14 protein-coding genes are annotated in these 14547 nt (G+C 70.0%); 6 read left to right on the forward strand and 8 right to left on the reverse strand.

Annotated features, from left to right (window positions below; genetic code table 11):
* Positions 1-6 precede the first annotated feature (6 nt).
* From D0Y53_RS05455 to D0Y53_RS05490, 8 genes are all read right to left on the reverse strand, one after another.
* The gene (locus D0Y53_RS05455) at positions 7-1212 is read right to left on the reverse strand and encodes an acetyl-CoA C-acyltransferase (protein WP_117202200.1); all 1206 of its coding nucleotides are present in this window, start codon (positions 1210-1212) and stop codon (positions 7-9) included.
* 127 nt (positions 1213-1339) lie between these two features.
* Positions 1340-3712 carry a 3-hydroxyacyl-CoA dehydrogenase/enoyl-CoA hydratase family protein gene (locus tag D0Y53_RS05460; RefSeq protein ID WP_117202201.1) on the reverse strand — a complete coding sequence of 791 codons (2373 nt, stop codon included), beginning with the start codon at positions 3710-3712 and terminating at the stop codon, positions 1340-1342.
* A 23-nt stretch (positions 3713-3735) separates the two neighbouring features.
* Entirely contained in the window at positions 3736-4365 is a 630-nt protein-coding gene (locus D0Y53_RS05465; RefSeq protein WP_117202325.1) for a TetR/AcrR family transcriptional regulator, read from the reverse strand.
* Positions 4366-4489: 124 nt separating this feature from the next.
* Positions 4490-5386, reverse strand: coding sequence for a UbiA family prenyltransferase (locus D0Y53_RS05470; RefSeq protein WP_233511669.1), 897 nt, complete (start codon positions 5384-5386; stop codon positions 4490-4492).
* Between the two features lie 2 nt (positions 5387-5388).
* On the reverse strand, positions 5389-6099 hold the full coding sequence (ubiG, locus tag D0Y53_RS05475; RefSeq protein WP_117202202.1) for a bifunctional 2-polyprenyl-6-hydroxyphenol methylase/3-demethylubiquinol 3-O-methyltransferase UbiG: 711 nt from the start codon (positions 6097-6099) through the stop codon (positions 5389-5391).
* 1 nt (position 6100) lies between these two features.
* On the reverse strand, positions 6101-7210 hold the full coding sequence (locus D0Y53_RS05480; protein WP_233511670.1) for a sedoheptulose 7-phosphate cyclase: 1110 nt from the start codon (positions 7208-7210) through the stop codon (positions 6101-6103).
* 14 nt (positions 7211-7224) lie between these two features.
* On the reverse strand, positions 7225-7722 hold the full coding sequence (locus D0Y53_RS05485; protein ID WP_233511671.1) for an S-ribosylhomocysteine lyase: 498 nt from the start codon (positions 7720-7722) through the stop codon (positions 7225-7227).
* 5 nt (positions 7723-7727) lie between these two features.
* Positions 7728-8972: a sugar phosphate isomerase/epimerase family protein gene (locus D0Y53_RS05490; RefSeq protein ID WP_117202204.1), complete on the reverse strand. Its 1245-nt coding sequence runs from the start codon at positions 8970-8972 to the stop codon at positions 7728-7730.
* 307 nt (positions 8973-9279) lie between these two features.
* Between D0Y53_RS05490 and ndk the strand changes: the two genes are divergently transcribed.
* The 6 genes from ndk to bamB all read left to right on the forward strand — a co-directional run bounded on the left by ndk (position 9280) and on the right by bamB (position 14520).
* On the forward strand, positions 9280-9705 hold the full coding sequence (ndk, locus tag D0Y53_RS05495) for a nucleoside-diphosphate kinase (protein ID WP_117202205.1): 426 nt from the start codon (positions 9280-9282) through the stop codon (positions 9703-9705).
* 70 nt (positions 9706-9775) lie between these two features.
* Positions 9776-10972, forward strand: a complete 1197-nt coding sequence (rlmN, locus tag D0Y53_RS05500; RefSeq protein WP_117202328.1) for a dual-specificity RNA methyltransferase RlmN — start codon at positions 9776-9778, stop codon at positions 10970-10972.
* On the forward strand, positions 10959-11774 hold the full coding sequence (pilW, locus tag D0Y53_RS05505) for a type IV pilus biogenesis/stability protein PilW (RefSeq protein WP_117202206.1): 816 nt from the start codon (positions 10959-10961) through the stop codon (positions 11772-11774). Before rlmN ends, pilW begins: the two co-directional genes overlap by 14 nt.
* Positions 11775-11806: 32 nt before the next feature.
* Positions 11807-12577 carry a helix-turn-helix domain-containing protein gene (locus D0Y53_RS05510; protein WP_386724118.1) on the forward strand — a complete coding sequence of 257 codons (771 nt, stop codon included), beginning with the start codon at positions 11807-11809 and terminating at the stop codon, positions 12575-12577.
* Positions 12578-12673: 96 nt separating this feature from the next.
* Positions 12674-13309, forward strand: a complete 636-nt coding sequence (locus D0Y53_RS05515; protein WP_117202208.1) for a YfgM family protein — start codon at positions 12674-12676, stop codon at positions 13307-13309.
* Positions 13309-14520 (forward strand): outer membrane protein assembly factor BamB, encoded by a 1212-nt coding sequence (gene bamB / locus D0Y53_RS05520; RefSeq protein WP_117202209.1) that lies wholly within the window; start codon positions 13309-13311, stop codon positions 14518-14520. Before D0Y53_RS05515 ends, bamB begins: the two co-directional genes overlap by 1 nt.
* The last annotated feature ends 27 nt before the right edge of the window (positions 14521-14547 follow it).

Consider the following 14547-nt stretch of genomic DNA (forward strand, 5'->3'; position numbering starts at 1 on the left):
CGCAGGTCAAAGCGCTTCGAAGATGCCGGCGGCGCCCATGCCGGTACCGATGCACATCGTCACCATCCCGTACTTCTGCTTGCGCCGGCGCAAGCCGTGGAGGATGGTCGCGGTACGCACCGCGCCGGTGGCGCCGAGCGGGTGACCGAGGGCGATCGCGCCGCCCAGCGGGTTGACCCTGGCCGGGTCGAGTTCGCAGTCGCGGATCACCGCCAGCGCCTGCGCGGCGAAGGCCTCGTTGAGCTCGATCCAGTCGAGCTGGTCTTTTGTCAATCCCGCCTGCTTCAACGCCTTGGGGATGGCCGCGATCGGGCCGATGCCCATCACTTCCGGGCGCACGCCGGCGACGGAGAAGCTGACGAAGCGGGCGAGCGGGGTCAGGCCGTAGTCCTTGATCGCCTGTTCGGAGGCGAGCAGCACCGCGCCGGCGCCGTCGGACATCTGCGAACTGTTGCCGGCGGTCACGCTGCCGCCGAACTGGGCGTTGCGAAATACCGGGCGCAGCTTCGCCAGGCCCTCGGGCGAGGTGTCCGGACGCGGGCCCTCGTCGGTGTCGACCAGCAGCTTCTTCAGGCGCACGGCATTGCCGGCCGGGTCCGGCAGGCGCGCGACGACTTCCAGCGGCGAGATCTCGTCGCGGAACTCGCCGGCGGCGATCGCGGCGAGCGCCTTGCGGTGCGAGGCCAGGGCGAACGCGTCCTGGTCCTCGCGCGAGACCTTCCACTCTTCGGCGACCTTCTCCGCGGTGATGCCCATGCCGTAGGCGATGGCGATGTGGTCGTCCTCGAACACCGACGGCGACAGCGCGACCTTGTTGCCCATCATCGGCACCATCGACATCGACTCGGTACCGCCGGCCAGCATCAGGTCGCTGTTGCCCAGCCGGATCTGGTCGGCCGCCAGCGCCACCGCCTGCAGGCCGGAGGAGCAGAAGCGGTTGATGGTCTGCGCCGGGATCGTGTTTGGCAGCCCGGCCAGCAGCACGCCGATGCGCGCCACGTTCATGCCCTGCTCGGCCTCGGGCATCGCGCAGCCGACGATCGCGTCGTCGATGCGGTTGACGTCGATCCCCGGCGCCTGCGCGATCACGCTGCGCAGCACGTGCGCCAGCATGTCGTCGGGACGGGTATTGCGGAACACGCCGCGCGGCGCCTTGCCGACCGGGGTGCGGGTGGCGGCGACGATGTAGGCGTCCTGGATCTGTCTGCTCATGATTGTTCTCGATTCGTAGGCCGACGGTGTGGCGTTGCCATCCCTGCGCAAGCGCGGGCGCGGCGCCTTTGTCGTTCGGAAACGGGATGCCGGATTCCGGCCTCCGCGGGAATGGCGGGCGCTTGCATCAGTTCCTCAGCGGCTTGCCGGTCTTGAGCATGTGCGCGATGCGGGCCTGGGTCTTTTCCTGCTGCGCCAGGGCGACGAACTGCTCGCGCTCCAGCCGCAGCAGCCAGTCTTCGTCCACCAGCGCGCCGCGGTCGACCTCGCCGCCGCACAGCACGGTGGCGATGCGCGAGGCGATCTCGTAGTCGTACTCGCTGATGAAGCGGCCCTCGAGCATGTTCACCAGCAGCATCCTGAAGGTCGCGATGCCGACGTCGCCGGCGACCGGGATGCGGCGCGCCGGCAGCGGCGGGCGATAGCCGGACTCGGCCAGCACCAGCGCCTGCTGCCGGGCGATGTGCAGGGTCTCGTGGGCGTGGAAGGCGACCACGTCGGCCGCGCGCAGCAGCCCCAGTTCCTTCGCCTCGACCGCGGAGGTGCCGACCTTGGCCATCGCCACGGTCTCGAACACCTTCTTCAGTTGCGCGAACACGTCGCCGCCGGGGCCCGCGGCCTGCGCGGCGCGCACCGCCAGTTCCTTCAGCCCGCCGCCGGCCGGAAGCAGGCCGACCCCGGCCTCGACCAGGCCGACGTAGCTTTCCAGATGCGCCACGGTGCGTGCGGAATGCATCTGGAATTCGCAGCCGCCGCCCAGCGCCAGCCCGCGCACCGCCGCGACCACCGGCACCAGCGCATACTTGATCCGCTGGCTGGTGGCCTGGAAGTCGGCGACCATCGCCTCGAATCCCTTGAGGTCGCCGGCCTGCAGCAACCCCAGCGCGCCGGCCAGGTCGGCGCCGGCCGAGAACGGCTCCCGCGGCTGCCAGATCACCATGCCGCGAAAATCGCGCTCGGCGCAGGCGACGGCTTCCTGCAGCCCGGCCAGCACCTGGTCGTCGACGGTGTGCAGCTTGGTCTTGAACGAGGCCACCAGCACGCCGTCGCCGTCGTGCCAGGCACGCAGGCCGGCATTCTCGAACACGGTCTCGCCCGGATCGGAACGCTCGCCCAGCACCGGGTCCGGAAAGCGCTGGCGACGGTAGACGGGCAGGGCGGAGCGCGGCAGCTTGGCGTTCTTCGCCGGGCTGTAGCTGCCTTCGGCGCCGTGTACGCCGTCGCGGCCGTCGAACACCCAATCCGGCAGCGGCGCGGCGCTCATCGCCTTGCCGGCGACGATGTCCTCGGCGATCCAGCCGGCGACCTGTTTCCAGCCCGCGGCCTGCCAGGTCTCGAACGGGCCGAGCGACCAGCCATAGCCCCAGCGGATCGCGAGGTCGACATCGCGTGCGGTCTCGGCGATGTCGGCCAGGTGGAACGCGCTGTAGTGGAACAGGTCGCGGAACACCGCCCACAGGAACTGCGCCTGCGGATGCGCGCTGCCGCGCAGCGCCGCGAACTTCGCCGCCGGATCCTTCTCTTTCAGCATCGCCGCGATTTCCGGCGCGACCTCGCCGGCGCTGGCGCGGTAATCCTGCGCCTGCAGGTCCAGGACCAGGATGTCCTTGCCGCGCTTGGTGTAGAGGCCGGCCCCGGTCTTCTGTCCCAGCGCCCCCTTGGCGACCAGCGCCTCGAGCCATTTGGGCGTCTTGAAATACGCATGCCAGGGGTCGTTCGGCAGGGTGTCGGCCATGGTCTTGATGACATGCGCCATCGTGTCCAGCCCGACCACGTCGGCGGTGCGGTAGGTCGCCGACTTCGGCCGTCCGATCGCCGGCCCGGTCAGCGCGTCCACCGTGTCGAAGCCGAGGCCGAACGCCGCGGTGTGGTGCATCGTCGCCAGGATCGAGAACACGCCGATGCGGTTGCCGATGAAATTGGGCGTGTCGCGGGCGTAGACCACGCCCTTGCCGAGTGCGGTGGTCAGGAACGTCTCCAGGCCCTCCAGCACCGCGGCGTCGGTGGTCCGGGCCGGGATCAGTTCGGCCAGATGCATGTAACGCGGCGGGTTGAAGAAGTGCACCCCGCAAAAGCGCGGGCGCAGCTGCTCGGGCAGGACGTCGGCCAGCGCATTGATGCCCAGGCCCGACGTGTTGCTGGCCAGCACCGCATGCGGAGCCACGTGCGGGGCGATGCGCCGGTACAGGTCCTGCTTCCAGTCCAGCCGCTCGGCGATGGCCTCGATCACCAGGTCGCAGCCTTGCAGCAGCGCGAGGCCGGTGTCGTAGTTGGCCGGCGCGATCGACGCGGCCAGCGCCTTGCTCGCCAGCGGGGCGGGGGAGAGCTTGCCGAGATTGGCGATGGCCTTGAGCGCCACGCCGTTCGGGTCGCCGTCCTTGGCGGCCAGGTCGAACAGCACCGTGTCGACCCCGGCATTGGTGAGCTGGGCGGCGATCTGTGCGCCCATCACGCCGGCCCCGAGGACCGCGGCCCTGCGTACAAGCAGTTTATTAGACATGGTTTGCAAGCCTTTGAAATAAATCAGTTCGTCTCGGCCTTGAGGCCGGCGGAAGCGAAGCGGATGAGCTCCCGCGCAGCGCGCTCGCGATGCGCGGCCTCGGACAGACCGGCCGGCCGCTTGATCAGGCCGAAATCGGCCATGGCGTAGGTCAGCGCGCCGGACAGGAAGTCCAGCCGCCAGTACAACTGCTCCTTGCCCAGCCCCGGCACGCAACCGGCGATCGCCTTGGCGAAGGCGCGCAGCACGTGGCCGTAGCGGTCGGACAGGAACTTGCGCAGGCTATCGTTCTTCTCGGCGTAGGCGCGGGCGATCACGCGGATGAAGGCGCCGCCGCCCTGGCGGTCCCGGGCCATGGCCAGCGCCGGTTCGACGAAGGCGGCGAGCACCGGCTCCAGCTCCCCGGGGTGCTGCTGCAGCGCCGCCTGCAGTTGCGCCAGGCGGCGCGCGCTCATCTCGTCCATGCGCCGGCGGAAGACCTCGTTGACCAGGTTTTCCTTGCTGCCGAAGTGGTAGTTGACCGCGGCGATGTTGACGTCGGCGCGGGTGGTGACCTGGCGCAGCGAGGTGCCGGCGAAGCCGTGCTGGGCGAACAGTTCCTCGGCCGCGCCGAGGATGCGGTCCTTGGTCGAGAAGGGGGCAACGGCGGCCATCGTCATTCCTGAATCAAACGCTTGTTTGAGTCTGCGCCACGACAGGCGGCGCGTCAACCGACGCTGGTGGAAAGCGATCCGTGCCGCCGCTGGCTCCGCAAGCGTGCCGGCGCGGCGGTCGTGCTCAGCGCGACAGGACGAAGGCGGTGACGATGGCCAGCAGCGCCAGCGGGTACAGGCTGGCACGGTCGAACAGGCGCGCAGCCTGGCGTCCGTCGAGCGTGCGTGCGAGGCGCAGCGCCGGCCACAGCAACAGAACCGCGCCCGCCGCCAGCAGGGCCAGCTGGAACGGCCAGCCCAGCGCCAGCGGCGACAGTCGTGGCAGCAGCAGGCTCAGCCCGACCGTCGATGCCAGGAGCACGACCACCATCGCTCCGGCGGCGCGGAGCCCGAACACCAGCGGGATGGTGCGCGCACCGATGCGGCGATCCTCCTCGATGTCGTTCCAGTCGGCCGGGATGTTCTGTCCGCCGATTTCCCACGGCATCAGCCAGGCCAGCATCAGCGCCAGCCCCGCCCACGACGGTGCGGGGACCACCGCGAACACCGCCGCCACCGGCCCGGCCGACTTCACCAGGCCGCTGACGACCGTGCGCCACCAGGTGACCTTGAGCAGCTTGACGTACGCCACCTCCAGCATGGCGGCGGCGAACAGGATGACGAGGATCGCGGGATTCAGCAGCCAGATGCCGACCATGGCCACCGCGAACCAGAAGCCGAACCAGGCCAGTCCGCCTTTCATGCTGATCAGGTTCTGCGCCAGCGGGTAGCGCAGCTCCGAGGCTTCCACCGCGTAGCCGGGCTTGATGCCGCCGGCGACCTTCTCCTTGTCGTCCTTCACCCCGATCAGGTCGTTGAGCGCATAGATCGCCGTATAACCGGCCAGCGCCGTCAGCAGGCACAGTCCCAGCACCCGCCAGGGCGGGAAATGCCCCAGCCACAGCAGCGCCGCGAAGCCGGGCATGGCGATGTCCAGCACCCCGTGGGTGGAGCGCGAGAGCGCGAGGAAGCGACGCAGCATGGTCAGTCCTTCCTGATGAAACCGGCCATGTAGTTGATGTCTTCGCGGTCCGGGGCGACGCGGAATCTGCGCGTCAGCGGGTTGTACATGAGGCTGGCCACGGCGCTGAACTCCAGTCCCGCGGCACCGGCCCAGGCGCGCAATTCGCCGGGACGTATCAACTTGCCGTAGCTGTGGGTGCCGCGCGGCAGCAGGCCCAGGATGTATTCGCCGGCGACGATGGCGAAAGCGAAGGCCTTGAAGGTGCGGTTGATGGTGGAGAAGAACGCCACGCCGCCGGGCTTGAGCAGCGTCGCGCAGGCGGCGATGACCCGGTCCGGGCGCGGCACGTGTTCCAGCATTTCCATGCAGGTCACGGCGTCGAAGCTGCCGGCTTCTTCCTGCGCCAGGGTTTCCACGTCCATGTAGCGGTAGTCGATGTCCAGGCCGCCGCGCTCGGCGTGCTGGCGAGCCACTTTCAGCGAGAGCTCGGACAGGTCGATGCCGGTGACCCGGGCGCCGGCCTTGTGCAACGCCTCGGTCAGGATGCCGCCGCCGCAGCCCACGTCGACCACGCGCGGATGGGCCACCGGGATGCGGTCGGTGATGAAGCGCAGGCGCAGGCCGTTGATCGCGTGCAGCTGGCCCATCTTGCCGGCCGGGTCCCACCACAGCTGGGCGATGCGGTTGAAGTGGGCGATTTCCGCGGCATCAACATTCTGCGACTGGTTCATGTTACGGCCTGGTCCATTGTTTCAGGGTATCGATCGAGGCGGCGATTTCCGCACGCGCGATGTCGTCGACGAACACGCATTCGCCGATCGCGGCGGGCAGGGGGACGCGCTGGTGGCCGTTGCGGTGTTCGACGCGGTCTTGCAGCGATTGCCACATCAGCTCGACATCCAGCAGTTCGAGGGCCGGCGCGATGCCGAGCCGCCCGACCAGGCCGAGGATGCGCGCGGCGTGGCCGACAGCCAGCAGGCCGCGATGGCGCGCGATGGCGGTGGAGACCAGGATGTCCAGCAGCACCGCCTCGCCGTGCAGCAGGCGGTCCTCGAAACGGGTTTCCAGGCCGTAGCTGAAGGTGTGGCCGAAATCGACCTTGCGCGCCAGCTCGTCCTCGAACAGGTTCGGCGCCAGCTCTTCCAGCATGCCGTCGATGGCGCGGTCGAGGATGTCGCCGCCATGCGCATCCTGGAATGCCGCGCGCAGGCCGGTGGCGCCGTGCCGCTCCAGCAGGCCGAACAGCTCGGCATCCTTGATCACGGCCAGCTTGACGATTTCGCACAGGCCGTTGCGCAGGTGGCGCGGCTCTAGGGTGGCCAGCAGGCGGCGGTCCAGCAATACCCGGCGTGGCGGCTCGAAGCTGCCGAGGCGGTTCTTGCGGTCGTTGAAATTCACCCCGGCCTTGATCCCGACCGAGGCGTCGACATAGCCCATCAACGTGGTCGGCACCTTGATGTGCGGCACGCCGCGCCGGTAGCTGGAGGCCACGAAGCCGACCACGTCGGTCAGCGCGCCGCCGCCGATGGCGATGACCGGCTCGTCGCGGCGGTGGATGGGGAAGTCGTCCAGTTCGCGCAACAGGCCCAGCCAGCGCTCCACCGTCTTGCCGGCCTCGCCGCCGGGGAAGGGCACGATCCGCGCCTGGATCCGGTGATGGGCGAAATAAGCGTGGATGCGCGGCCCGTGGTGCCGGTACACGCACTCGTCCACCACCACGAAGCGGCGGCCCGCGCGCACGCGCCCCATCGACAGCAAGGCCTCGCTGCCGGGATCGAACACGTCCTCGACGTTGACCAGGTCATATTCGACCCGCCGCGTCTGGCTGACCTGCCAACGCATGCCGCTTGCCCCGCTCACGCGATGTCCCGCCACGCCGCGCGCCGCTCCAGCACCTCGCGCGCCACGGCCTGGGCGCGGGCGAGGTCGTGGTCCCGCCAGTGACCGCACTGGTCGATGCGGGCGTAGGGCACGGCGGTCGCCGCCAGCACGCCGCGCAGGATGGTTTCCAGCGCGTCCTCGATGCGCGCGCGCCGGCCTTCGTTGTGCAGGGTGAGGTAGAAGCCGGTGCGGCAGCCCATCACGCCCACGCCGATGAAATGCCGCGGCAGCAGGCGCTGGAAGCCTTCCAGCAGGAAGTGCTCGAGCGAGTGCGATTCCGCGCTGCCGAGGGACTCGCCGGCGTTGGGTCGGCGCAGACGCAGATCGATGCAGTAGACCGTGTCGCCGGCCGGCCCCGGATGCGCGCCGCGCAGCTTGACGCTGGGCGCTTTCAGCAGGTGGTGATCCAGTTCGCCGACGGTGCCGGGCGCCCAGCCCAGCGCTTCGTGGTCGATGATGGCGCTGCCCGGCATCTGTATCAGGCCGATTGCGGAATCGCGGCCAGGTGACGGTAGCTGTCGTCGAGCGCCTGCTGCCAGGACTCGACGTGGTGGTACAGCTCGACCGAGCCGAAGCCGTCGAAACCGTTGTCGTTCAACGCCTTGAAGCTGGCCGCCAGATCCAGCGTACCCGCGCCCGGGATCTCGTGGAAATGCGCGATGCCGGTCAGGGTGTTGGCCACCATCTCGTGCACCAGCGCCGGGCCGCGCACGCCGCGCAGGAAGGCGATGACCGGACGGGCGCGCTCCAGCACGTCGTAGGAGAGTCCCGGCACCGAAATCAGGTAAGTGAAGATCTCGTCGTCCAGCGGCGAGCTGCCTGCGTAGAGGCCGGCATGGTCGACCAGCTGCAGCAGCGAGGCGTCCACGCCGGCGCGGGTCAGGTGCCCGTCGATGCGCGCGCGCTGCGCGGCAGTCGGTGTGTCGTCGCAGAAGTACCGCGGATGGCGGCGATCCACCAGCAGGAACGCTGCGGTGGCCGGGAAGTACACCAGATAGCTGGCGAAATCCAGGTCGAGCTCGAGGTGTTCGGCGTCCTCGACGATCTTCAGGTTGTAGCCCTTGCGGGCGTCGGAAATGTGCAGGTAGCGCGCATGGGGAGCGGCCTTGGCCAGCGCGCCGATGTAATCGGCTTCGGAGCAGTAGGCGTGGCAGATGTCGATGTGCAGCCCGAAGCGCTTCGAGCCGACCATGTCGAGCAGCTCCAGCCCCTGCTCCAGGGTTTCGACGACCATGCCGGGCTCCGGCTCGATCAGCAGCGTGATGTCCTCGTCGTCGCGGATCTCGCGCAGACACTCGCGGATCGAATCCGCCAGCAGCTCGCGCGGGTCCAGCGACGGGTTGCGCGCGTGGTCGTCGCGGCGGAAGCCGCTGCCGAAGGTCACCAGGTTCACGCCCAGGCGCCGGGCCACGCGGATGCCGCGCTTGACCAGGTCGATGCGGCGCTTGCGCCCGGCCAGGTCGAGGGTCAGCAGCGAGGGTTCGTGCGGCCGCTGGGGGGTGAAGAAATGCGACGCGGTGGCCACGCAGGGGGCGGCGATGCCGGCCCGGTCCAGTCGCCGCTTCACCGCATCCAGATCCGCGTCGGTGAGCTCGAACGGGTTGAACTGGTCGCGGTGGAAGCCCAGTTCGACGCCCGCATACCCAGCCTTCGCCACCGCATCGATGGCCTCGCCGAAGGGCAGGTTGGTGAGGCCGAAGGTGCTGTAGCTGAGCTGGATCATGCCGGGGCCGCGGTAGAGGGCGGGAAAGGGAGCGTTGCAGGCCGCTTGCCCGGACATCCGCCTGATGCCAGCGCGCGACGCCAGTCCGGGGGCGTCCGTTCGGCCGTCAAGCCTGCTGGCTGCCCCCGCGGCCCGCCATGACTCACATCAAGCCCGTGCATTGGCGGTTGCTCGGGTCGTGCGGGGCGGCCGGCATTTCGGTTAGAATTGTCCGCAGCCATATCGGCCAAACCCGCGCCAGCACGCGGGTTTTTTCTGTTATCCTCGGGCGATCCGGCATGGACGCCCGCCAATTGCGGAGATTCCCATGGCGCTGGAGCGCACCCTCTCGATCATCAAGCCCGATGCCGTCGCCAAGAACGTCATCGGCGAGATCTACTCGCGTTTCGAAAAAGCCGGCCTCAAGGTCGTGGCCGCGAAGATGAAGCACCTGTCCCGGCAGGAAGCCGAAGGTTTCTACGCCGTGCATCGCGAACGCCCGTTCTTCGCCGCGCTGGTCGACTTCATGGCATCCGGGCCGGTGATGATCCAGGTGCTGGAGGGCGAAGGCGCGGTGCTGAAGAACCGCGAGCTGATGGGCGCCACCAATCCGAAGGACGCCGCGGCGGGCACCATCCGTGCCGATTTCGCCGACTCGATCGACGCCAACGCCGTGCACGGCTCGGACTCGCTGGAGAACGCCGCGATCGAGATCGCGTATTTCTTCCCGGCCACCGACGTCTACGCCCGCTGAGCCCGGCATGATCCGCGACGACGCCATCGACAATCCCTCCGCCGCCGGCATCCCCAGCGGCAGCGGCACGATGGTCGCGTCCGCATCCGGCCCCGCCGTCGCGGCGACGGGGCCGAAGACCAACCTCTTCGACCTCGACCGCGCCGCGCTCGAGGATTTCTTCGAGCGGGTCCTGGGCGAGAAGCGCTACCGCGCGCACCAGGTGATGAAATGGATCCATCACCGCTACGTCACCGATTTCGGGCAGATGACCGACCTGGGCAAGGCCCTGCGCGCCAAGCTCGAACAACATGCCGAGGTGCGGGCGCCGACGGTCCTGCTCGACAAGCCCTCCGCCGACGGCACCCACAAGTGGCTGCTCGGCATGGACCCGAAGAACGCGATCGAGGCGGTGTTCATCCCCGACAAGGGCCGCGGCACCCTGTGCGTATCCAGCCAGGTCGGTTGCGCCCTGAACTGCCGGTTCTGCTCGACCGCGACCCAGGGCTTCAACCGCAACCTGACCACCGCCGAGATCATCGGCCAGGTGTGGGTCGCCGCGCGCCACCTGGGCAATGTCCCGCACCAGCAGCGCAAGCTGACCAACGTGGTGATGATGGGCATGGGCGAGCCGCTGGCCAACTTCGACAACGTCGTGCGCGCGATGAGCATCATGCGCGACGATCTCGGCTACGGCCTGGCCAACAAGCGCGTCACCCTGTCCACTGCGGGCATGGTGCCGCAGATCGACAAGCTCGGCGAGGTCAGCGACGTGTCGCTGGCGGTCTCGCTGCATGCGCCGTTCGACGAGCTGCGCAGCGAGCTGATGCCGATCAACCGCAAGTACCCGATCGCCGTGCTGATGGACGCCTGCGTGCGCTATGCGCAGCGCCGGCCCGGCACCTCGGTAACCTTCGAATACACCCTGATGCAGGGCGTCAACGACCAGCCCGAGCATGCGCGCGGGCTGGTCGGGCTGATGCACGCATTCGAGCGCCGGGTGCAGATGAAGGACGCGGCCAAGGTCAACCTGATCCCGTTCAACCCGTTCCCGGGCACGCGCTTCGAACGCCCCGACGAAGGCGCGATCCGCGCCTTCCAGAAGCTGCTGAACGAAGCCGGCCTGATCGCGCCGGTGCGACGCACCCGCGGCGACGACATCGACGCCGCCTGCGGCCAGCTCAAGGGCCAGGTGCTGGACCGGACCCGCCGCCAGGCCGAGTTCCGGCGGCAACTCGTCGCCCAGGGCCTCGACGCCGAGGCAGGAGCGGGACATGCGGCCGCATAGGGCGATCGCCTGCGCCGTGCTGGTGTGCGTGGTGGCCGCGGGCTGCTCGCGCCTGACCTTCATCAAACCCAAGCTCGAGCGCGGCGAATACACCCGGGTCGCGCCCGAATACAACGTGCGCGAGGACCCCCAGGACCAGAAGCGGATCGCGGCGATGGAGCGGGTGGCGCTGGCCGAGCAGCGGCTGCGCAGCGGCCAGCTCGACCAGGCCGAGGCCGAGGCCGAGGCCGCACTCAAGGCCGACCCGGCTTCGGCCGACGCGCATACGCTGCTGGCGGTGGTCGCCGAGCGCCGCGGCGATGCTGCCCGCGCCGGCGGCCATTACGCCCGGGCCGTGGAACTGGCGCCGACGCGCGGCGCGGTGCTCAGCAACTACGGCGCCTGGCTGTGCGGCAACGGCCGGGTCGCCGAGTCGCTACCTCTGTTCGACCGCGCGCTGGCCGACCCCGGCTACCGCACGCCGGCCGTGGCCCTGGCCAACGCCGGTTCCTGCGCGCTGACGGCGGGGCAGACCGCGCGCGCCGAACGCGACCTGCGCCGCGGGCTGCAGTACGATCCCGCCAATCCGACCGCGCTGGCTGCATTGGCGGCGCTCGAATACCGCGCCGGCGACTACCTGCAGGCGCGCGCGTTCTCCGAACGCCGGCTGGCGGCTGCACCAGCCACGCCGGACGTGTTGCGACTTGCGTCACAGATCGAGCAGAAACTCGGCGACACTGCCGCGGCCGCTCGCTATGTTCAACGGATCAGGACGGAATTCCCGCAAACGCCGGGGCCGTCGGGGGAATTGGGGCAGCGATAATGCAGGCGAATCCCACGCAGTCCGGAAACGGAGTGCCCGAGGGCGACCGCGGTTGCGGCGCCCGGTTGCGCAAGGCCCGCGAGGCGGCCGGTCTCAGCCAGGCCGATGTCGCCGCACGCCTGAAGATGCCGCTGCGCGTGGTGCAGTCGCTGGAAGTCGAGGACTGGAGCCGCCTCGGCGCGCCGGTGTTCGTCCGCGGCCAGTTGCGCAGCTATTCGCGTCTGCTGGGTTTGACCACGGCGCCGATGTTCGAGGCCTCCGGCGTCGCCCCGGTGGAGCCGCCGAAGCTGGTGCCGCGCACCTACACCCGGCCGTTGCAGCACTTTGCCGAGCAGGCCGCACGCCGCCTGGTCTACGTGGTGATGACGATCGCGATCGCGATTCCCGTCTGGCTGGCCACGCGCCCGCACCTGGGCAGCGTCGCGCACGACGCCGCGCCGCTGGATGTGCCCGCTTTCGGCGACGCCGGCACGCGCGATGCCGTCGACCAGGCGCGCCCGCTGGTGGCATCGCTGGCGCCGCTGCCGGCGCCGGCAGCCCCGGCGCTGTCGCTGCGCCTGCGCGGGGACAGCTGGGTCGAGATCGTCGCCCGCGACGGCCGTACCCTGGAGCAGTCGCTGCTGCGTGCCGGCGAGCAACGCAGCTACGACGTGGACGAAGTAGGCAGGGTAGTGCTGGGCGACGCCAACGTCGTGGACGTGCGCAGCCATGGCCGGCCGGCAGACCTGACCCCCTACCTGCGCGCGAATGTCGCGCGCTTTACGGTATCCTCTGACGGATCCCTCGCGCCTGCCGCCGACTGACCCGGCGCCGGCCCCGACCACGGGGCATGAGGCCGAGCCAGTCCACCCCACCGGTCGCAGCCGACTGCGCCGGCCAACAGGCAGCATGGCAGCCGCATGGCAATCGACGATCTTCTCGACGAACACGAACAGGGCGAACGGGTCCGTACCTGGCTGCGCGACAACGCCGCGGGCCTGATCGGCGGTCTGGCGCTGGGCCTGCTCCTGATCTGGGGTTGGCGCTGGTGGCAGGCGCAGCGGGTCCAGCAGAGCATGCAGGCCGGCACCCAGTACCAGGCCCTGATCGACACCCTGCAGTCCGGCAAGCTCGCGCAAGCGCAGGCGCAGGTCGAGGCGCTGCCAGCCGGTACCTACGACACGCTCGCCGCGCTGGCGCTGGCCGAGGCGCAACTCGCGGCCGGCCAGCGCGACGCCGCCATCGCCACGCTGCGCGCGGCCAAGCCCGACGGAGCGGAAACGGCCGCGATCGTCGAGCAACGCCTGGCGCGGCTGCTGATCGATGCCGGCAAGGCGAAGGAGGCGCTGGCGCTGCTGCCCGGCGACAGCCGCGACCCGGAAACCCTGCAGGTGCGCGGTGACGCTTTCAGCGCACTGGGCCAGAAACCGCAGGCGCAGGCCGCCTACAGCCAGGCGCTGACCGGGCTGGAAGTCGGCTCGCCGCAGCGCAACGTGATCGAACTCAAACTCTCCGAGGTCGGCGGTGCGCCGGCCCAGCCCGAGGCCCGTAGTTGATGAAGCCAGCACACCTGCGTTCCGCATCGCGTACTCCGTCCGGCAGGTCTGGCGCGAGCCTGGCCCTGCTGCTCGTCTGCGCGGTTGCGCTGGGCGGTTGCAGCACCGTCAAGGGCTGGTTCGGCGGCAAGCGCGGCGAGACCCTGAAGCCCGCCGAGCTCACCGAATTCGCGCCCTCGGCGAAGGCCCAGAAGCTGTGGTCGGCCCGAGCCGGCAAGGGCGAGGGCCGGCTCGGTGCGCGCCAGGGCCCGGCGGTCGCCGACGGCCATGTTTATGCCGCGGCCGTGGAAGGGGGCGTGCGTGCCTTCGACCTGCAGACCGGCGCTGCACTCTGGCAGCACGAGAGCGAGCTGCCGCTGTCCGGCGGCCCCGGCGCCGGCGACGGCCTGGTGGCGGTCGGCAGTCTGGAAGGCGACGTGCTCGCGCTCGACGCCGCCACCGGTGCGCAGAAATGGACCGCGAAGGTCGGCAGCGAGGTGGTCGCCGCGCCGGCGGTCGGGCAGGGGCTGGTGCTGGTGCGCTCCAACGATGGCCGCGTTACCGCCTTCGACGCGGCCAGCGGCGAGCGTCGCTGGTTCTGGGAGCGCGAGACCCCGACTCTCAGCGTGCGCGGCAACGGTTCGCCGCTGCTGGGGCCGGGGCTGGCTTTCGTCGGCAACGACGACGGCACGCTGTCGGCGCTGGCGCTGGCCGACGGCCGCCTGCTGTGGGAACAGACGGTGGCCGCCGCCGAAGGCCGCAGCGAGCTCGACCGCATGGCCGACATCGACGGCACCCCGGTGCTCGACGGCACCGTGCTGTTCGCCACCAGCTACAAGAAGCAGACCATGGCCATCGACGGCCCCAGCGGGCGTCCGCTGTGGGCGCACGACGCCGGCGGTCCGGGACAGGTCGCGGTGTCCGCGGACCGCGTCGTGGTTACCGATCCCGACGGTACCGTCTGGGGCCTGGACAAGGCCAGCGGCGCCGCGCTGTGGCAACAGGCCGCACTCGCGCGCCGCAACGTCACCGCGCCGACGCTGCAGGGCGACTACGCCGTGGTCGGCGACTACGAAGGCTACCTGCACTGGCTCAAGCTCGACGACGGCGCCTTCGCCGCCCGCGTCGACGCCGCCGGCGACCCGATCCGCGCCGCACCGGTCGTGGCCGACGGCATCCTGGTGGTGCAGAGCACCGGTGGCGAGATCAGTGCCTGGCGCCTGGGACAGTAACCGCCAACGGCAGGCCCTGCGCGACCC

It is taken from the genome of Cognatiluteimonas weifangensis, assembly GCF_003416885.1.
Lineage (GTDB): Bacteria > Pseudomonadota > Gammaproteobacteria > Xanthomonadales > Xanthomonadaceae > Cognatiluteimonas > Cognatiluteimonas weifangensis.